Genomic DNA, 21,917 nt, shown 5'->3' on the forward strand with positions numbered 1-21,917 from the left:
ATCCGTTTATTTGAATCAAGTACCCTTAAAATTTGTTCCGCATGACCCAAAATGCAAATTTTTTACTCGTAACTAACTGATATTCAGGTGTGGGGTTTTAGGCACTCATCATGGTGCACAAAACAGGTTTAAAAGGCTGTCCTATACTTTTTGGACAGCCTTTTTTATAGTAGTTTCAGAGCCCCGTTCGGAAAAATGATACTTTGAGTCTAAGTTTTCCTCTCTTTCCGCATAGATGAGCTATCTGATTTCCATGCTGTAATATTGTAAATAACTCCTTTATTGGCTTCTTCAGAGTTTGTTACGAATTGGATTTTAGTTTTTTACAAATTTTGTGGTAAATATTTCACCACCAATTTTAATGCTAACCAAATAGATTCCTCCGGCGAAATTTGATAGATCGACTCTCTCATTTTCCTGAAGTTTTGTTTTTTCAATTATCGATTTACCTGAAATGTCAGATATAGTCAATTTCTGAATTTTACTACCTAAAAAATCAATATTAAGCACATGGTTTGCCGGGTTAGGATAAATAACTATCTCTTTTTGTTGTAATGTAGTTATAGCAACATATGCGTTAACTACAACATCAAAACTGCAGGTGTTTTCATTCCCGGCATTGTCTGTTACTGTCCAGGTAATTGTGGTTATTCCCTCAGGTATTTGTTCTCCGGCTAGAGAAGAAGAGTCGCTAAAATCGTTTACAACATTTCCCACTCCACAATTATCGAAAGCTTCTAATGGATCAAGCTCAGTATTTTGCACTGTATAATAATGGGTTTCATCTGCATTAAACTCCTGATTGCTAACACAAGTAATTTCAGGAATAGTAGAATCAGTTGTTAAAAAGGCTGCATCGCTAACTACATTGCCAACCAGATTCGTTACAGCACAACGATATTGATGATTATTCATCCCCAAAGTTACTCCGGTAATATTTAATGTTGGCGTATTAGCATTGCTGTAAACAGATCCATTGGCAATATCAATAAAGCCAGCACCCTCATCTACCTGCCATTGGTACGTTTCAATATTTTCGCCTGTAACTGTAAAAGAAACGTTACTTTCCGGGCAAATATTTGCTTGGTCCCCGGGCTGGGTAATTATTGTTGGCGGATTATGTAATTCGAAAACACCAGCATGACCAACGTTAGATTCGTTACTATCGCTAAGGGGCGATCCGGCTGCAAGAATTGCCCCATCGGAACTTAAACTAACTGAGGCACCAAACTCATCGCCTACTGCGGCTCCGGAAATACTTTGTCCTATTTGGATCCATGTGCCTGACTGATTCTCATATACACTTACAAGTCCAGCTTCAGACCTCTTGCTATCATAATGCGGTGCACCGTTAGCAACTACAGCGCCATCGGAGCTTAAACTTACAGAGCCACCAAATGCAGCGTAATCTCCAACGCCGTCAATATCTTGTCCTATTTGTGTCCAAATACCGGATTGATACTCATATATTCGCACCGAGCCAGAATAATTGTTTTTTCCTACAGCCCCGGATGCAAGAATAGAGCCATCGGAACTTAAACTAACTGATGTGCCAAAATATTCCTCTTCTGCTGCTCCTTCAATATCTTGTCCTATTTGTGTCCATGTGCCTGATTGATTTTCATAAACTTTTACATGCCCTGCATCTAAAAAGCTGTTATCATTATAAGATCCTCCAATAGCAACAATTGATCCATCAGAATTTAAACTTACAGATGAGCCAAACTGATCGTTTGCAGCTTCGCCATCAATGTCCTGTCCAATTTGCGTCCAGGTACCGGATAGGTTCTCATAGACTCTTACATGACCGGCATTATTAGCAACATCATCATTTCCATAGGCTCCAATTGCTATTACAGAGCCATCGGAACTTAAACTAATTGAGGCGCCTGATCGATCGAATGCTGCTTCACCATCAATATCCTGACCAATTTGCGTCCAAATACCGGATTGATTCTCGTACACACGCACATGTCCGGCATTCGCTCCGGTTCCATCATTATTTCGCGCTCCAACAGCAATTACAGAACCATCGGAACTTATGCTTACCGATATTCCGAAGTTATCGCCTGCTGCCTCACCATTAATGTTTTGTCCTATTTCTGTCCAGATACCGGATTGATTCTCATAAACCTTTGCATGCCCGGCATTAAGACCGACATCATCATTATATGGGGCTCCAACCACCATAATCAGTCCATCAGTGCTTAGGCTAACTGAATAACCTAACCGATCGCCAGACATCTCTCCCTCAACATTGTTTCCAATTTGAATCCACTCCTGGGCTTGTATAGTTGCTATGGTTGTAAGCAAGCATACTAGTAATGATACTTTTTTTTTCATAATACAAAATTTTACGGGTAATACTATAAACTATAAATAGTTCACATTACCAGTTTCTAACGAGCAACTGTAACCAGCCGTACGTAAACTTTGTCATTTTTCCCTTGTAACTGTAACACATAGTTGCCATCGGTGTAATTTTTCATGTTGATGACTCCTTTACTTGTATGGACAGTTTTAGTTTCTAATAGCTTACCCTGTAAGTTGAATATTTTAATCTGGTGAATAATTTGGTCATTTCCATCGAAAGTGAGTAATTGTGTCACCGGATTAGGATACAGTGAGATGTTTGTCTGCTCCAATTCTGTTATGGAAACGCCTTCAGTTACTGTAACGGTCCATATTTGTGTATCAGTGCCGTTTTCAGCGGTTACGGTATAGTCTACAGGACTGCTGAAATCTTGTGCCACGCCGCTAGCCGGGTCAATGGTAGCACCTGGCGATACCGTAATGGTGGGTTCCAGTGCAGTAAGATCTGTCCCGTATGCTACCTCAATATCAACAGTCCCGGCAGCGGGGTCAATAGTCGCACTTCCGGTAGATTCTGCCAACTCAAAGGACAATAATTCCGTTGCGTTGTTTAGTTCCTCTGTTACTGTAACAGTCCAGTGCTGCACATCAGAGCCGTTTTCAGCAAGTACGGTATAAATTCTCGGGTCAGTGAAGTCTTGTGGCTCGCCACCTGGCGGATCGATAGATGCACCCATTGATATGGTAATGGTGGGTACCAGTGAAGTTAAATCTACACCATAGCCAACTACAACATCAATGGTGCTTGCTCCTTCGTCGATTATTGCCGGAGCTATAGCCTGGGGAATTTCAAAATCAAGAATTTCTGTTTCGGTATTCCAGATGGCGGTTGCGAGTACAAAGAAGTCTTCTTGTCCGTTTGTTGTTTCTGTGCTTATGTCAAAATTAACCGTATTTCTGTATGTTCCTGCACAGTATATTACACGGGAATCGTACAGGAGGTTAACGCCTTCATCATCTTCGGATCCTCCATAGGTATTGGCCCATTCATAATCATAACTGTCTGAAAAAGTTGCCATGAAAATATCTTTGCCTCCGTGTGTGCCAAAAATCTGTGTTTCGCCCTGTGGATTAACGTCAAAGTCGCTGCTCATAAAGTACCCGGTAGCAAAAACAAGTCCTGCTGTATCGGTCATTAAATCGTTACACTGATCTTCCAGATCGCCCCCGATATGGCCAAAGCTGTCATCCATAATCTGGCCGCCAAGGGTATGTTTTGTCAACAAAATATCTTGTTCGCCATAAGACGTAAAATCTTCAAAAATCGGCATGCCACCCACATAACCAACTATACAGGATATTGTGCCTGTGAAAGATATGGCAGAATAAATACCGGTACTATCAATTGTTAAAGCAGTTGTTGACTCATCGTTAGTATTACCCATTTGTTTGGCCCACTGGAATTGCGCATCGGAATTGAGAGCCAATAGAAATGCATCTTTGCCACCCTCGGAAGTCATCTCGTAGGTTGTGATACCGTCGGGGTCAAAATCTACTACATCATGAAAAGAACCTCCTAGAAAAATATTATTAGCTGCATCGAGTTCCAGGGTGCGATGGTTTAGTAAATCCGATCCTGTGCCACCAATACGTCTGGTCCAGAATGCTCCACCTGCAGGGCTGAAATTTCGAATGAAAATATCAGCTTCCCCAGCGCTACTAAAAAGAGAGCCCGGTGAATCGGGGGTGAAATCTATTTGTCCGTAAAAAGTACCGGCAACTATAATATTATTGTAACCATAGGAGGTAATAGAGGTTGCAAACTCAGCGTCGATACCTGAATAAACGTACTCCTGTAGCAATTCGCCAGTTGAAAGATCATAACCTGCAACAAATGCGTCATAAGATTCTTCTGCAGTGTAAGTAACACTTGAGGTAGTGGGATCGAAATCAATATCGCCTGAATATGCACCAGCTACATAAACACCGCTGGCGGAGGCCATTATTGTTAAATCCATTATCCAGTTATGTTGAGTGCCGTCTAAAACTGTGGTCCACTGATATGTGCCATCGCTGGTATATTTTGTGATAAAACCAGCTGAAGAACCGCTGGCAGTGTATTCATCTGTTTCGGTTTCATGCGCATTGAAATCTACAGTACCACTAAAGTAACCACAGGCATAAAAATTTCCATTGTCATCCTGCTGTACCGCCTTAATGTAATCCGAGTTAGTACCTCCAATGGTTGTTAACCATTCAGGACCCTGTGCATTTACAAAAGTAACGCTAAACAAGAGGGTTATTGAAAACCCGAAGCTAATTAAAAAACGATAGTTTTTTCTAAACATTTTGAAGGGGTTGAGTTTTTTCATAATTCATAGTTTTTTGTTTTGAGAATAAAGGCAATATACGACATTAAAATTTTATAATTCAATGCCTTAACTATGAATTAGAATTTGGGTGGTACCAGCAGGAATTTGAGATCGGTTGTCGAGAATTTAGTGTTTTAAATGATCGAAATATTTCATTACCTCATTGCGCATACCTTTTGAGACAGGTATTTCCTCCTGGTTTTGCATGGTCAGATGGGCATTTTTCCCCTTGTTGAACTGTTTTATTTTCTTCAGGTTTACAAGATATGACTGATGCACACGACAAAAATGGTCGTGTTTAAGCAAGCTTGTGTAGTTTTTTAATGATTTACTGACCATAATTGTCGAGTTCTGCTCTAACATAAAAATTGTGTAATTATCATCAGCCTTACAGTACACTATTTCATGGAGATTTACAATGTGTAACGCCTCATTGGTATGCAAGGTTATTTTTTTTTCTTCGGGTTGTGAAAAATTATGTGCCAGCGCTTCAAGTTTTTTTACATACTCTGCTCTGTTAATTTTTTCCATTGCTTTTTGGATACTCCTAACCAGGTCGGAATTTTTGAAGGGTTTAAGCAAAAAATCCACTGCACTAATTCGAAATGCCTGTACGGCATAATGCTCAAAAGCTGTAGTCCAGATAATTTGAAAATTGACAATCGGAAGCTTGTCAATGACCTGAAAAGCAGTGCCGTCTTTCAGGTTGATATCGAATACAACAATTGTTGGTTGTGTTTTTTGAATTAGATTAACTGCTGATTCAATATTATCTGCAGTTCCCTCTATCTGAATATTTGGAAAATATTCATGTATAATACTTCTGGCATTTTCTATTGCAGTAAAATCGTCTTCAATAATTACAATTTTTGTACTCATAATAAGTATTATTTGTAAAAATACATAAGCGGAAAATCCAATGTTACCCTGGTTCCGGTATGGTTTGTTTCATTAGCGGGACCAATTTTATATTCAACGTTCCATCCGGCAATTTTATTCATTAGTTTCAGGCGTTTTTGTATGATTTCCATGCCGCGCGAACGGTGTTTTTTATCGTTTGTAACAGAATATTTTATGCCCGGTCCATCATCTTCTATTGTGATGATGAGACGGTTTGTCCTTTGAATAAAGCCAATTTTAACTTTACTGCCACCTTTTTTTATGCCATGCTTAATAGCATTTTCCACAAAAGGCTGCAACAACATAGCCGGGAATTTAATGTCTTCAGTATCAATATTGCTGTCGGTTTCAATATGGAACTGAAATTTATATTCAAGGCGCATTTGCTGTAATTTCAGATAGCTTGTCAGTAATTCAATTTCGGTTTCTAATGAATTAATTTCATCAATGGAGCTTTCGAGGGTTTGCCGCATCAAAGATGAGAAGTCTGTTAGAAAATCGGCTGCCTCATCTGTTTTGTGGGCTGTTATATAGCCTTTTATGGCGTTTAATGCATTAAAAAGAAAGTGTGGGTTGAGCTGAGTACGCAATAATTGCTGTTCTGTCTGTAAGCGTTTTAAAGCTGCTTTTCGTTTGTTTTGCAAATACAATAAAATCAGGATTATTACGATAAAAACGGAACCCGAAATAATACTCCAAAGCAATTGTTGCTGCCGTTTTATTTTTTCTTCTGTTAATGCTTTTTCTGTGCTAAGTTTAATAATAGTTTGCTCTTTTTCTGCTGTCTCATATCGCTCCCGCATATCTTCTACTATTTCCAGTTGCTGAACGTTGTAAATCGAATCTTCGATGTGTCTGTATGCTTCGTAATGGTGCAAAGCTTTTGCCGACTCACCCGTTTGTTTGTAATTCTGATACATGAGTTTGTGGGCGTGTTTCTCAGGTCTGATTAAATTGTTTTCTTTTGCTTCATTTACAACTGCTCTTAGCAGTTTTTCGGCTTTGTTGTGTTTTTTTAACCGAATATAAACATCAGCTATTTCATTTTTATCTACCAGCTGGCTAGAAATACTACCTATTTCATTTTCAACATCTAAAGCTGATCTGAAATACGATAAGGCTGTTTGCCAATCTTTATTTAATTTTTGCAAATGTCCCATACGATATAGCAACTGCGCTTTTCCGCTTTTGTAATCAATCTGGTTGCATATACGGTAGGCTTTTTTGTACCAGGTTTCTGCTTGTGTAAACTGATTTTGTCGTTCTTTCACATATCCAAGAACATCATACAATGACACGTGTGATCGTGAATAGGAAGTGGTGTCCAGTATATCCAGGGCATGCAGGTAATATTTTTCAGCCTGATCGATTTTGTCCTGCTCCACATAAATATCACCGAGTTCAATGTAGCATTTGATCAGATTGGTTGTGTCGTGGGTTTGTTTGGCAAGTTCAATACTCTTAATCAGGTATTCTGCTGCCTCTGTAATCTGACCTGCAACATTATACATTATCCCGGTATTGAGACTGTTTACGATAATTTGGCTTGTATCTTTTAATGTATAACCTATCTCTAACGCTTTTTTAAATGCATCGATGGCTTTAGCCGGATTGTCTACAAAATTGTAGGCAATGCCTCTATTTGTATAAACCTGTAAAATTGAAAGCATTTGTTCCTGTTGATGCAGATAAACAAGTGCAGAATCAAAATACTGCAATGCTCTTTCATAACTTTCAATGGCAACATATGCATAGCCCATTAACTTATATGCATAGCCCAGTTTTTTATCATTTCTATGTTGTGTGAAATAATTTACAACCTTTTGAACATAACAGAGGGCAGAATCATGGTTTCTTTCGGTAAAATAAAAGTGTTTGGCCAGTTCGAGTTGTGTCAGGGCAAGTTGATAATGCTCTTGTTGTACTTTTTGAGTCTGTAGTTCAATATACAAAGAATCAGGGTTGCTGAAGCTTTGAGACCATGCAAAAATCAGGGATAGTATAAGTATTTTTGTTTTCATGATTCCCGGCCAGGTTTAATAAAAAAGCTCATTTTTATAAAATTATTACTAAATTTAAGCAAAATGTTGCAACAAACAATAATAGGTTTGTTTTGTCTTTTGTTTTAGACAAATTTACAACTCAGAAAATTATAAAATTGAGAAAATAATGCTACCCATGGATAAGTTATTAGAAATAATAGAAAATGCCACCGGACAGGGAAAAAAAGTGCTGGATTATGAATTTACAAGCAGTGATGTTTGGGTACCCGATTTATCGGAGAAAAATAGCGAGTTAAATTGCATTGACCTGGACGATGCCGAGGAGTTTGGTACCTGGCTCAACGCTAAAATGATTGCAAACAACAAAAAAATAGCAATAGGAGGTTATGGCGAAGACCGTGTGGTATATAAACGCAGTAAGCACTTCGGACAGGGACCTGATGCACGTTCTATTCACCTCGGTATAGATTTGTGGGCACCTGTAAGAACCCCTGTTGTAGCACCTTGTGATGGCACAGTTCACAGTTTTCAGAATAACGATAACCATGGCGACTATGGCGGTACCATTATCCTGGAGCATGAAATTGAAGGGCTGCGGTTTTATAGCCTGTATGGTCATTTATCGCTCGATTCATTGCAGCATAAAGAAGAGGGGATGGCTGTAAAAGCTGGGGAGCGCTTCGCCTGGTTGGGTAATCCTACAGAAAATGGCGGCTGGCCTTCGCATTTGCATTTCCAGTTGATTCGCGATATGGGTAATCAAAAAGGCGATTTTTATGGTGTGGCCAGCCCAAATGAAAAAGAGGAACGACTGCACATGTGTCCGGATCCGAATTACATATTGAATTTGGAAGTTCTGAAATAACCCAATAAAACGCTAATTTTCAAACTTCAAGCTTTAAATTACAATATACAAACAGTTTTGCGTTTGATAGTTAGCTGCACAATTTGCAAATTGATTATTGGAATTTTTCCACCGGGCTTCAACCTCCTGCCTTTTTCACATTGTAGCCTTCTGTGGAAAGCAAATCCACGATTTTATCCCGGAAATCGCCCTGAATCAGGATTTCCCCGTTTTTGGCACTACCACCCACACCCAACTTTGTTTTGAGCCATTTGGCCAAATCTTTCAGGTCATCTTCCGTGCCCCTGAATCCTGTAATCAGGCTTACTTTCTTACCTTTTCGTTGCCTTTTATCGAGCAATACCTTCAATTTCTGCTCCTCGTTGGGGAGGGTTTCCTGTTCCGCCGCGCCCTCTTTTTCGTAGTCAAAGTCATCACTGGTAGAATACACCACACCAAGTCTTTTCTTCCAATCATTGTTGCTCATAATGGCATCTTTTTTTACAAATATGCATACTTTTGCGTGAATTATGAAGATTTTTATTCAATCATAAAGCGTACACATGCTGATTAAATATTTCAAATCATATCTCCCTTTTTACCGTCGTAACCTGCATGTGGCTATTCCTGTGGTATTGTCTCAGGCAGGGCAAATGACAGTGCAGCTTGCCGACAATATGATGGTGGGGCACGTGGGTGTGTCGGAGCTGGCAGCGGCATCATTTGCCAACTCCATTTATATCGTGGGATTTGTGCTTGGACTCGGTTTAACTTTTGGCGCCACGCCACTCGTGGGTAGTGCCTTTGGGCAAAAGAATTTTAAAGAAGCTGCCACTATGCTGCACCACTCATTTTTAGGTAATGGTATGGTTTCTTTGATATTGGTCGCTACCATGTGGGCCGTTTCATGGTTGATGCCTTACATGGGACAACCTGAAGGTGTGGTGGAGCTGGCTATTCCTTATTATCGGTTGTTGGTGATCAGTATTGTACCATTCATGCTTTTCTTTACCGGCAAACAGTTTATCGAAGGGTTGGGCAACACCAGTATGGCCATGAAAATTACCCTGGCTGCTAATGTGGTTAATATCGGACTGAATTACATCTGGATTTATGGTAAATTGGGTTTTCAGGCCTATGGGCTGGTTGGTGCAGGTTATGCCACACTCACGGCCCGTATTCTTATGGCCATTGGTTTTACCGTTTTTATGCTTCGTCAGCCACATTTCAGGCGCTATTTTTACCTGATCGATCCCCGGAAGTTCAGTCTGAAGCACATCAGCCTGTTTTTCCGCACTGGGATGCCCATTGGACTGCAAATGCTCGCCGAGGTAACCCTTTTTAGCCTGGCTGCTGTAATGATGGGCTGGTTGGGAGAGGTGCCGCTGGCCGCACATCAGATTGCCATACAGGTAAGCATGGTTTCCTTTATGATCGCCACTGGTGTTGCATCAGGAACTACCATTCGGGTAAGCCAACAGCTGGGGGCCCGCAACTATGAGGAGATGCAAAAGGCCGGGATAGCTTCGTTACACATGATTGTTGCCTTTATGAGTACCACAGCATTGTTGTTTTTCGCTTTCCGCTATCAGTTACCCTATCTTTTTACAAATGACCCTGCCGTGGTAGATACTGCCGCGCATTTGCTGATTTTCTCAGCACTGTTCCAGATTTTCGATGGTTCGCAAGTTGTATTGCTTGGTTCGCTGCGCGGCCTGGCCGATGTAAACAAGGCTTTTTTGCTTGCTTTGCTAACGTACCTGGTTTTGGGTGTTCCGCTCATGTATCTGCTGGGATTCGTACTTGACCTCGGCGGCGCCGGCGTTTGGAGTGCCCTGGCAATATCGCTCGCCCTGGCAGCCGTGTTTTTCTTTTTCCGTTTCAAACGCAAATGCCGGTTGGTGAAGGAGAGAGAATTAAGGAGTTAAAAGGATAGCTTTCAGGGTATTGGGGGAAGAATAAAGCACCGATAACACGAAGAACACGGAAAAACACGAAGAAGAATATTTTCCCTGTGTTCCCCGTGGCAAAGCGGTGAGTAGACGCACGCTGCTGGAGGAATTCAGGCTTTGTTCACAGCCGATCAGTAGGTCTTGGTGTCCTTAGTGGTTAAAAAAAGAAATAACCACGGAGGACACGGAGAGCACGGAGAAAACACGAAGAAGAATATTTTCCCTGTGTTCCCCGTGGCAAAGCGGTGAGTAGGAGTACGCTGCTGGAGGAATTCCGGCTTCGTTCACAGACGTGTAGTTGGACCTGATGTCCTTGGTGGTTAAAAAGATGAAGCACGGAGCGCATGGAGGAGGCAGCTGGGGAAAATTCATTTCGCAGGATAAGTTAACCGTATAAACTGGTACTTCCAGAATATTTAATGATACCACTAAAACCTTCAAATGCATTTTACTCTGCTTATTACCTCAAAATAACCCAAAAGAAAAAACCGCCAACATTCAAATGTCAGCGGTTTTGTTTTACCTCATTCTAATATTTTTTTTCACTGTAGTAAATAACGGCTAGCAATGATTCGATTATTCAATCACTATTCTTTTATTAAAAATGCCCTCATTAGTGACTAATCTAAGAAAATATACCCCTGGTTCAAATTCTGAAATATTGATTGTAGCTTTTACATTTAAATCATATGTTGTTCCTGCAATATCAATTAGCGCAATTCTGGTAATTTGAGCCCTGTTAGTTTTATTTTGAATCCAGATTTGGTCTGATGCAGGGTTCGGAAATATTGAGAATTCTGATGATTGCATTTTGGCAATTGCTGTACCATTATCGGTAGTATCGTCAACAACATTGATAGTAAATTCTTTTTCGTAGGACACATCCAGGTTATTTGTTGATTGAATATTGATTATCAGGATGCTGTCTTGTTCGTAATCTAGTGTGTTTGCAAATAATATACTACCATCAATGGAGAAATTTGCATTGTCGGGGTAATTTCCAGTGTATACCAATTCGTAAGTATGAGTAACATTTGAGTTTTCATCAGTTGATGAAAGCTGTCCAACGTAAGTTCCATCTAATTGATTTTCTAATATCGTATTTGAAGTAATGTTGATATCAGTTATCAGTTCTTCAACATCAAGAATACTTATTGTAAATTCTTTTTCTACAGAAAGATCCAGGCTATTGGTTGATTTAACTTTAATAGTCAATGAGTTATTCACTTCAAAATCCATAGTTTGTGCAAGCAACCCATCATTTTCGATGGTGAACATGTTATTATCCGGGTAATTTTCATTGTCAATAAGTTCATAAGAATGCGTCACGCCACTATTTTCATCTACTGTAGTAAAAACGCCAACTTGGCTGTTCTCCGGTTCGTTTTCAGAAATCTCATTCGAAGACAAGTTTATATCAGTCGGATTGGTAGGAAAGGGTATTTCCAGTATATCATCCATATAAGTGTTGTCAAAAAAGCCGAAACTCCCTAAACCAAAATATGGTGTGCCGTTAAGAACAAATGCAATCGGGGTCTTTCTATTATCATTCAGATTAAGCATGTTTCCAAGGTTCTCAACCGTATTTGATACCGGGTCGTAACTTACCATTTCTTCTGTGTTCCCATAACAAATATAGCCCTTGCCATTATAGCTTATGGCTGCAGCACCATTGAAAGATAAATTAATACCATCAGCATAAATTCTTTCTACCCAGGTATCGGTGGTTGGGTCATATTCCTGTACATCAGAATAGGTGATGGTACCATTATCGTAATGCACGCCTCCACTTACATAACCTTTTCCATTGATTGAAAATGCAGTAGCATGCTGACGAACGCCAGCTTCAAACGTAGAGATTTGTGTCCAGGTATTCGCATCCGGATCATACTCCCAAAAATCTTTGGTATTCTCATACGTCACATTTTCTTCGATCATTTTGTTGCCTGTGCCAACATAAGCTTTGTTGCCAATTACAAAACTAACCGCTAAAGAAGTAGGGAGCCCACCAAAATTTCCAATGGCGGTCCAGGTTTGATTTACAGGGTCATAACAATAAAAATCATCATGATATGTATTGTTGGAGCTTTGCCCCAATCCAACATATCCTTTACCATCAATGGTAAAAGCTACTGCATTGTACCGGTCACCTCCCGGGAAAGAAGAAATTTCTGTCCATTCTTCAGTATCCTGTGAGTATTTCCAGAAATCAGCGAAAGCAGTAGTGTCGTTGTAGCCCAGACCCACAAAAACTTCATTTCCGATTACAAATTCTACAGCTGATGTACGACCTGTGCCTGTAAAAGGATTAATTTGAGCAAACATGGAAATTTGTAATAGCAGGGTAATACCCAATAAGATAGTTGTTTTTTTCATAACTTGATTTTTAGATTAAACTATTAATTGTTGACGTTTTCTTGTTTTTGTGCTTGTATGCCTAATGTTAAACCAGACAAATTTCGAGTGGCAAAAGTAATTATCATGTTGAGAATTCAAAATGTTTTTCGATTTTTTCTTTGTTGGAAAAAAACTAACCATGGTGGACAAAAAGAACACGGAGGAAACACGAAGAAGGATATTATCCCTGTGTTCTCAGTGGCCAAGCGGTGAGTAGAAGGATGCAGCCGGCGAAATTCTGGCTTTGTTCACAGACGATCAGTTGGTCCTGGTGTCCTTAGTGGTTAAAAAAGAATAAACCACGGAGGACACAAAGAGCACGGAGTAGGCACAAAGAAGAACATTATCCCTGTGTGCTCCGTGGCCAAGCGGTGGAGCAGAAGGATGCAACTGGCGGAATTCTGGCTTCGTTCACAGACGATCAGTTGGTCTTGGTGTCCCTGGTGGTTAAAAAAAGAATAAACCACGGAGGACACAAGGAACACGGAGGAAACACGAAGAAGGATATTTTCCCTGTGTTCTTAGTGGCCAAGCGGTGAGTAGAAGAATGCAACCGGCGGAATTCTGGCTTTGCTCACAGACGATCAGTAGGTCCTGGTGTCCTTAGTGGTTAAAAAAGAAAAACCACGGAGGACACAAAGAACACGGAGAATACACGAAGAAGGATATTTTCCCTGTGTTCTCAGTGGCAAAGCGGTGAGTAGGAGTACGCTACTGGCGGAATTCTGGCTTTGCTCACAGACGATCAGTTGGTCTTTGTGTGCTTTGTGGTTAAAAAGATGAACCACAACTTTTTTAATTCAAAAATTGATTCCAATTATAGGATCATACCTCTGTTAAAAATGACTATCTCAAATTTATATTCAGTTTAAATAGTCCTGTATCTTTGAAAGGCCAATGGTTTTATAAATCATGTTGTTATGGCACATCCTTAAGATCTGCAAATTGTTTTTATGTTGAAAGGTTTTTTCCTATTTTTGCTGTGACAAAAAACAAGGTTTAAAACAAGCAGTCATTGCTTAAGATTTTTTTGATGAGAAGCAGCGTATTACCCGGCCTACTGCCGATTGTATTTATATTGTCAGTTGCAAACCTGACGGCCCAGGATGTGGAGGCTATCTTAAATAGTGATCCTCTAAAAATTAATGGACAGTTAGGCATTGATCAATATTTAAACAATCAATTTATAGATTCTGTAACATTTAAGGATCAATATTCTCTTTTTCTCTCGGGTCGATTCAATGCCAAGATTTACAGTATCGATTTCCCTTTTCAATTTTCTTACACAAATCAGCAGGAGGTTTTTTCACACCCTTTTTCTTATAACCAATTCGGCACACAACCTTTTTACAAAGGGGTGAAGTTATATTTAGGTTACAATTCCCTTTCATTTTCTCCTTATACCTTATCAGGTCATCAATTTTGTGGTACTGGCATTGAAATAGCCCCAAAGCATTTGCCTTTTAAAGGAACTGTTTTGTATGGCCGTCTTGTGAAACCTGTCGAATACGATAGTGCTGCTTTCACGCTCCCTGCCTATGATAGAAGATTTTATAGCTATGAATTGGGCTATAATACTGAAAAATACTCCATTTCAACAAGTGGTATTTACGCCTGGGATAAATCAGCATCAATTGAGGTTTTCCCCGATAGCCTGGGTGTTTACCCAAAAGAGAATTTTGCACTTTCACTGAAAGGTAATTATCAGATTACCAGTCGTTGGAGCATCGATGTAGATTTTGGAAGAAGCATCTTTACTGATAATACCAACAGTGCTTTACTCCAGGAACCATCTGCCAATTTATTACTGAAGCAACGCAAAACAACACGAGCTTTCAACGCCTACGGCGGGCAAGTTAAATACAGCCTGAAAAAAACTTCTTTTGGCATCCAATATAAGTATGTTGAACCCGGATACGAAACATTGGGAGCATATTATACAAACAACGATTTGGAGCAAATCTCCCTGGTCAATACCTCCCGGTTTTTAGAGGGCAAACTAAATATTAACATGAATTTAGGATTAGAACGCGATAATTTAGGAAATGATAATATGATGACCAACCGAAGATTTGCAGGATCATTAAGTATATCAGCTGTTCCCACAGAAAAAATATCATTAAATGGATCCTATTCAAGTTTTCAGTCTTTTTCGAATATGCGTTCAAACTTCGATTACATCAATAATAACGATCCACTGGAATTAATGGATACCTTGAATTATCGCCAGGTAAATCAATCAGTGGCACTTTCGGGAAGTTATTCGAATCAAAGTGAGAAAGCCACTTATTCAACTTCCTTAAGCCTTTCCGGAAATACCTCCGGGAATACCCAAGCGGAAGCGGGTGGCTCAACTGTTTTGTTAAACAGTACAATATCACAATCTGTCGTGTTTACTGAATCTAAGCTATCATTATCGGCCTCATTATTCTCTTCATTTGTTCAATCTACAACGAACCAGATTACAGCAGGACCAGTACTTAGCCTGGGTAAACCATTCATAAAAGATATGTTGCGGACAAGTCTACAGGCAGGCATCAATCAAACCTGGAATGATTCCGCACGTGTGAGTTTTAATGCCAATATCCGGGCTATGGCCTCTGTTTCCATAAAAAAGAGTCATTTAATAGCGCTTTCAGGTACCTTTTATACCAACCGGGACTATCTGAGTAATAATTTACTGGAAAACTTACAAGTCAGATTATCATATAATTACAGAATACAAAATACATTAATTCGTCGAAAAAGCATAAGTCATGATAAAACAGTTCGTTAGTTTTTTAGGTTTGATCGCCCTTTCAGGACAATTACTGGCTGGCAGCTTACCTAATCCTGCTGAGACACTCGCAGCTGGTTTACCCAATATTTGTTATTCTGAAAATACGAATCCACTACCGGATACTTTGGATTTGGAAGATTATATAGGCGGATTACAAAACATAGTTAAGGCTAACAATCGTTTCGTAGGATTATTATCTGCTGATCAGGTTTATCAACTACCCATTGGATTGCACCGGAATATAGGTGGAATTGAATATATCATTGTATTGGACAATTTAAGTATAGATCCCATGGGTGGCTGGATAAGTGCTTATATGAGTTTGCAATTTCCTGGTGCCGAAGAACCCATTGGATTGTACACCGATAGTATAAGATTAACAGCCAATGGCATTCAAACAGCACAACTTCAACTGATAAAAGATGAAACCATTGATTTGGGCGGTTTTGAATTGGTGCTAAGTCAGTCGGAAACTATGGTGGAATGGAGTTGTAATGGATACGAATCTACAACGCTTGCTGGTGATCTGGTATTTAAAAATGATCTTTTGAAACCTGTTGGTGATACCACTTTAGCGGATACTTTAAAGGGATCTTTCAATGTTTCCTTTGAAGATGTAAACAATGTGATGGCATCCATCAATTTACCTGATTTTCAAATTAACGGATTACCCGACCTGATCTTCTATCCCGGCGAGACTGCCATGGATTTCAGTGATTTTCAAAATCCTTCCAACCTTGTCTTTCCTGATGGATACTACGATGCCAGTCACCCTGTTGAACTTTACGACCTGTGGCGGGGAATTTATATTCATTCTTTTACCGTTGCTTTACCCGGGCAATTCACCAATGGTTCAGGCACAACCATTACAGCCGAGCGGTTGATGATCGACAACAATGGCGTAACAGGTTCTTTGCTTGCCGATAGCGTTATTTCTTTGGATCAGGGTAATTTGGGAAGCTGGCAATTTTCGCTCGATCAAATAGGATTTTCACTGATGAAAAACAATTTCGCCGACTTTCAATTTAATGGTCGAATTGTAGTTCCTGTCTCCCAAAACGATCAAAACTTTCATTACGAAGGTATTGTGGATGATGAAAACAATATGTCATTTGCAGTTGAAACCCTCGATTCTTTAAAAGCTGATTTGTGGGCGGCTCAATTGGCCCTGACGCCTAATTCGACAATAATAGTTGAAAAAGAGCAACAAAATTATTACCCCAGAGCCATATTGCATGGATCAATGTCAGTTGCACTCAATGAAGAAGTTGAGCTGGCTGCATTTGAATTTCAGAATATGGTGATTTCCAGCAGAGCACCTTATCTCACAATTGGTAATTTTGGACTACCCAATGGCGTATTAGCCGGCTTTCCGGTTAATATATCTGAAGTGGACTTCATTAATGAAGGTTCACAAGCGGGAATCAGTATGCAAGCAAATGTCAATTTTATGAGCGCTGATGAAGGGGGATTTGCCGGCAGCGGCGGATTTACAATTTGGGCTGAGAAGCAAAACAATAAATGGCAATATGACCATCTGGAGATGCAAACCGTGGTGATTGATGTGGATCAGGGAGCTTTTGAGTTTTACGGAGAAGCCAATTTTTATCAACAACATGAAGTATTTGGTAAGGGATTTAAAGGCATGGTCAGTGCTCGCTTTGCTACAGGAATAGAGGTTGAGGCTTCGCTGCAATTGGGTACCGTCGATAACTACCGGTATTGGTACGCTGATGCGTTACTCGTTGTGCCGAATGGTATTACCATGTTCCCCGGTTCTGCCATCTACGGTTTTGGTGGTGGTATATCCTACCATATGAGCAAAACTCAACCACAGGGCTTTGCTGATGTATCCACAGCCTATACAGCCTCTGATAATGGTCAATCACCGGGAACCTCACTTTCAGGTGTTGAATATTTGCCTGACAATGAAATGGGTATTGGTTTGAGAGCAAAAGTTGTATTTGGAACCCATCCAAATCCTAAAGCTATGAACGGGTCCATAGAGCTGGGCTTTCAGTTTTATACCAACGGAGGTTTAGAATCTATTCGTTTTCAGGGAGAAGGGATTGTTATGGACGAGCTGAACAGCGATCCTTCCGAAGCAAAAGTAGGTGCCGAAGTGGATATTTTATATTCTTTCAGCAACAATGAGTTATTTGGAACAAGTTCGGTATATATCAATATTCCCGGAATTGTAAAGGGTGCACATGAGCAAAACAGGGCGGGAACCATAACCACTTATTTTGGTTCACAGGATTGGTTTGTTTATGCAGGAACTCCCAACGATAGAATAGAGATGGAGTTTATTGGTTTAATGCAAGCTTCGTCATATATGATGGTGGGTACGGATATTCCGCCATTTCCCGATTTGCCCAGTGAGGTCTCATCTTTGGCAAATGATAATGTGCAGTCGCGTTTGCAGGCTATGATAGGCAATGGTAATGGCTTTGCCTTTGGCAGTACGTTTAGCACAGAAACCGGTGAAAAAAACTTTACCATCTTCTTCGGCTCCTTTGAAATGGGTGCCGGGTTCGACATTATGATCAGAGATTTAGGTACTTCGGCCCATTGTGAGGGAAGTGACCCACCCTTAGGTATCAACGGATGGTATGCCATGGGACAGGCATATGCTTACCTGGATGGTAAAATTGGAATCAAAGTGAAGATGTTTGGAAAAAGAAAAAAGTTTACAATTCTAAATGTGGGAGCCGCAGCCGTGCTGCAAGCAGCTCTGCCCAATCCGCTGTACCTGAGAGGAGCTGTCGAAGGTCATTATTCCATTTTAAATGGAGCTGTAAAAGGCCAGTGTAATTTTGAATTTGCAGTTGGGGAGATGTGCGAAATTGTTGGCGGAATGGGCGATATGAATATTATTTCGGAAATATCACCCGCTGATGGAGATACAGAAGTAGATGTTTTTGCATCTCCACGGGTTGCCTTTAATTATACCATTAATCAATCATTCGAATTAATGGATACGGATGGTGATACTAAAGAGTTTAGGATAATTCTTGAAGAATTCAATGTAAATACCGGCAGTTCAGCCTATCCTGGACAAGTTGTATGGAACGATGACCACAATGTGGCTTCTTTCGAATCTTCGGAACTCTTGCCATCTGAAGCGGAAGTTTCGATGTCCGTTGTGGTAGCCCTGGAGATTAAAGAAAATGATGAATGGGAAACCTATACTTATGAAGGAGAGCAAGAAAGAGAGGAAGAGGAAGTAGCATTTATTAGTGGCGTGAGACCCGATTATATTCCCCCGCATTGCGTAGAGTACATGTATCCTTTTGATGGTATGGTGAATTTTTACTGGCAGGAGCATCCTACCGGTTACATCAAAGTTACCGATAACTTTGATTATCTGTTTAATGATGAAAATGAATGGATCGCAAAAGCAATTTTCGATAATAATTATGAAAATATGCAGGCCGTCAGTTATGATGAGGGAAATCTGCAGGTGAATTTTGATATTCCCCAATCCATGACCCCTGAAATGATCTATGAATTACGCATCTGCAAAATTCCTTCTGATTTTGAGGAAGTGGCCGTTGATGAAGGTGTGGTGGATGTGGAAACAGTTTCTGAAACAGCCTATACCAAAACCGAGCAAGATATTGAAACCACACGGAGTGTGGAAAAAGACCGCATATTCTACCGTTGCAAAGTGCGGACAAGTAAATATGCCTCATTGGCTGATAAAATTGACGATTGGAGCTTTAGTTATGCAATAGCCGATCCCATATCAACAGGTACACATATTCTTTTATCAGGTGGTGATGTGGATGAAGGTTTTGCCAATCAGGAGATTAATTCAATTCAAAATCCGGACCTGGTCCGCGTGAGTCTTGACCTGGAAAACAATTACTGGTATACAACCGGTGTGGAACAAGTCCTTTATCACGACTATCCGGTTGATCAGGATATGGTCATTACCCATCGAAATCCAGTAGAGTTGGGTGTTCCACCGGCCAAAGCCTGTGAGATACTCCAGGATGGGTTCTCTTTTGATGTTACCGCCGGAGCCAAGGGAATGAATCTGAATTCTACCGTTTATCCGGCCACACTGATGTATGATGGTGTTCCGGTAATGAACGTCGATTTGTCGAATCTACGCGATCATGCGGCCGATTTATTGAGCAGTGAGCCCAATCATCCTTATAGGCAATGGTTAACAAATCTTTTGGAGAATGTATTTTCGGCCGTGCTATATAATCATGATTACACCATAAAAATTAAATATGTTTTACCGGGCGACATTGAGTCATCTGAAACCCCGGTCACATTCACATTATAATGCTTATGAACTTTAAATATATTTTATTCACCATAATTCTGCTTTATTTGGTTGAACCCCTCAAAAGCCAAACAAGAAAAGTTGAACTTGATTTGATCACTGAAAAGGCCGGTGACAGTGTTTTGCTCCGGTGGGCACCGAAGAATTATAAATCGTGGGAGTGGTCCAAAAACAAGGGCTGGGTCATTGAAAGGGCCTGCTTAAGTGATACAACACCTTCGGGAGCTTTGCAATTCAGGCAATTAGCAACCGGATATACCCACCGGCCACAGGAAGAGTGGCGGTCAATGGTTGAACAATCAGATGCTGCCGCTATAGCCGCTCAATTGATGTTTGGACAAACATTTGAAATAAGTGCGGATGCCAGCCTCGATTTAATGATGACCAGGTACAAAGAAGATCAAATGCGCTTTGCATTTGCCATGACCTCTGCCGACCGTGATTACAACACCGCCCGGATGCTGGGGCTGGGTTACACGGATCAATCGCCTAAAAATTGCCAGGTGCTACTATACCGGATTTATGCAGCGGGGCAGGATAGTGTGATGCATTCTGACACAGCTTACAGCGTCATTAACAGGAACGACCCGGACAGGAAAATAAAGATTTACAGCATTAAGCAAAAAGTTAGCGATACGGCTGTGCTGCTTTATTGGCCCAGGGTTCCGTTTGGTCAAACTTATTCATTTTTCGATATCAGGCGCAGTATGGATGGTCAGCATTTCGGCGCCATGCATCAAACACCTTATGTTTCGCTTGAGAATAACGATTTCTCTGAGGAGTATTTCCATTTCAACGACCGGCTGGTATCCGGCACTGACTCGGTTTTTTACATCATTCGGGGAATTACTCCATTTGGAACCTATGGCCCCTGGTCCGATACCATTGTTGTGGATATTCCTTCACCATTGGTACAGCCCGACAGACTATCTTATGTTACCAATGACGAGGAAAATACTGTTATGCTAAGATGGGAGTATCCTGAACGCTTACAGTCGTATCTTGAAGGTTTTAGAGTTTACCAGTCTGGCAGTCTCACTGCTCCACTAGAAAAACCGATTACTGTTACACCTGACAAACGACAGGTAAAATTGCAATTGGAGACCAGTGAAACTTATGTTATGGTAGAAGCAAGAACCAGGGGTAAAAAGCGCAGCATGAGCAGTCCGGTATTCGTTCAATTGTCTGACTCCATTCCTCCAGAAGCACCAGATGGTTTGACCGGAACAATTGATACTACCGGCATGATGCATTTGCACTGGGAAAAACCTGAAGCCAACGACTTATATGGGTTTAAGGTTTATTCGGCTCACGATCCCAATGCAGAGTTTTCGCAACTGACCACCGGGTTTGTTTATGATAAAGTATGGAAAAAACAATTCTCATTAAAGCATTTGAACCGGTATGTGTACATCAAGCTGAAAGCCTATGATGTGCGATTTAACCATTCTGATTTTTCCAGGGTGTTAAAACTGAGTTTGCCTGATACCATACCACCTTCGCCGCCTGTATTTTTCAGGCCTTTGTTCAAAGCACAAGAAGTGCATTTCAGGTGGAAACCCAGTGGTTCCAAAGATGTGGCGCATTATCTCATCGCTGGAAAAAATGCCCAAAACAACTTCCACGACACACTGGCTTTCATAGCAGCATCCGAACCCGGCGAATTTGAATTAAAAACATTCCTGAACCGAAATTACATGGTATCGCTGGCGGCCATTGATTCCGCAGGCAACGCAGCATATGCCCGCAACCGGTTTCAGGTCAATTTGAAAAACATACATCAGCAAAATCGCAAACCCGTACTTGAGGCAGAAGCCAATTACCGGTCAGGCACCATTGACCTCTCCTGGGAAGGAGGAGCAAATAGTACCAAAACCCTTATTTTTCGCCGTACAGACAACGGACCCATGCGCCTTCACAAGACCCTCCATGGTCACCAAACAAGATTTAGCGACAAGCAGGTAAGCGTGGGTGCACATTATATATACCGGGTACAAATGGAAAACACCCAACACACCCGCAGCCAAATGAGTAATGAAATCAGTTTAAAGTTTTAG

General features: G+C 40.7%; 11 protein-coding genes. 5 read left to right on the top strand and 6 right to left on the bottom strand.

The genetic code is table 11. From position 1 onward, the window contains the following. Nucleotides 1–315: 315 nt before the first annotated feature. The 4 genes from ACTB0Y_RS08070 to ACTB0Y_RS08085 all read right to left on the bottom strand — a co-directional run bounded on the left by ACTB0Y_RS08070 (nucleotide 316) and on the right by ACTB0Y_RS08085 (nucleotide 7,606). Complete coding sequence (locus ACTB0Y_RS08070; RefSeq protein WP_463206307.1) at nucleotides 316–2,343, bottom strand: T9SS type A sorting domain-containing protein; 2,028 nt, start codon at nucleotides 2,341–2,343, stop codon at nucleotides 316–318. A 56-nt stretch (nucleotides 2,344–2,399) separates the two neighbouring features. Continuing rightward, a complete protein-coding gene (locus tag ACTB0Y_RS08075) occupies nucleotides 2,400–4,685 on the bottom strand; it encodes a T9SS type A sorting domain-containing protein (RefSeq protein WP_463206308.1) in 2,286 nt (761 codons plus the stop codon). Nucleotides 4,686–4,811: 126 nt separating this feature from the next. Continuing rightward, the gene (locus ACTB0Y_RS08080; protein WP_463206309.1) at nucleotides 4,812–5,564 is read right to left on the bottom strand and encodes a LytR/AlgR family response regulator transcription factor; all 753 of its coding nucleotides are present in this window, start codon (nucleotides 5,562–5,564) and stop codon (nucleotides 4,812–4,814) included. 8 nt (nucleotides 5,565–5,572) lie between these two features. Continuing rightward, entirely contained in the window at nucleotides 5,573–7,606 is a 2,034-nt protein-coding gene (locus tag ACTB0Y_RS08085; RefSeq protein ID WP_463206310.1) for a tetratricopeptide repeat-containing sensor histidine kinase, read from the bottom strand. A gap of 157 nt (nucleotides 7,607–7,763) precedes the next feature. On the opposite strand from ACTB0Y_RS08085, the gene ACTB0Y_RS08090 reads away from it, so the two are divergent. Beyond that, nucleotides 7,764–8,453 (top strand): peptidoglycan DD-metalloendopeptidase family protein, encoded by a 690-nt coding sequence (locus ACTB0Y_RS08090; RefSeq protein ID WP_463206311.1) that lies wholly within the window; start codon nucleotides 7,764–7,766, stop codon nucleotides 8,451–8,453. Between the two features lie 118 nt (nucleotides 8,454–8,571). On the opposite strand, the gene ACTB0Y_RS08095 is transcribed toward ACTB0Y_RS08090, so the two are convergent. Next, nucleotides 8,572–8,919, bottom strand: coding sequence for a translation initiation factor (locus ACTB0Y_RS08095; RefSeq protein WP_463206312.1), 348 nt, complete (start codon nucleotides 8,917–8,919; stop codon nucleotides 8,572–8,574). Nucleotides 8,920–8,995: 76 nt separating this feature from the next. On the opposite strand from ACTB0Y_RS08095, the gene ACTB0Y_RS08100 reads away from it, so the two are divergent. Then, the gene (locus tag ACTB0Y_RS08100) at nucleotides 8,996–10,360 is read left to right on the top strand and encodes an MATE family efflux transporter (protein ID WP_463206313.1); all 1,365 of its coding nucleotides are present in this window, start codon (nucleotides 8,996–8,998) and stop codon (nucleotides 10,358–10,360) included. Nucleotides 10,361–10,960: 600 nt separating this feature from the next. Here the strand turns inward: ACTB0Y_RS08100 and ACTB0Y_RS08105 are convergent. After that, nucleotides 10,961–12,760: a T9SS type A sorting domain-containing protein gene (locus ACTB0Y_RS08105; protein WP_463206314.1), complete on the bottom strand. Its 1,800-nt coding sequence runs from the start codon at nucleotides 12,758–12,760 to the stop codon at nucleotides 10,961–10,963. Between the two features lie 1,054 nt (nucleotides 12,761–13,814). On the opposite strand from ACTB0Y_RS08105, the gene ACTB0Y_RS08110 reads away from it, so the two are divergent. The 3 genes from ACTB0Y_RS08110 to ACTB0Y_RS08120 are packed head-to-tail and all read left to right on the top strand — an operon-like array spanning nucleotide 13,815 to nucleotide 21,917. Beyond that, nucleotides 13,815–15,557 carry a hypothetical protein gene (locus tag ACTB0Y_RS08110; protein ID WP_463206315.1) on the top strand — a complete coding sequence of 581 codons (1,743 nt, stop codon included), beginning with the start codon at nucleotides 13,815–13,817 and terminating at the stop codon, nucleotides 15,555–15,557. Beyond that, nucleotides 15,538–19,860 carry a hypothetical protein gene (locus ACTB0Y_RS08115; RefSeq protein ID WP_463206316.1) on the top strand — a complete coding sequence of 1,441 codons (4,323 nt, stop codon included), beginning with the start codon at nucleotides 15,538–15,540 and terminating at the stop codon, nucleotides 19,858–19,860. Before ACTB0Y_RS08110 ends, ACTB0Y_RS08115 begins: the two co-directional genes overlap by 20 nt. Nucleotides 19,861–19,865: 5 nt before the next feature. Then, nucleotides 19,866–21,917 (top strand): fibronectin type III domain-containing protein, encoded by a 2,052-nt coding sequence (locus tag ACTB0Y_RS08120; protein WP_463206317.1) that lies wholly within the window; start codon nucleotides 19,866–19,868, stop codon nucleotides 21,915–21,917.

This window comes from Salinivirga sp. (assembly GCF_055145285.1).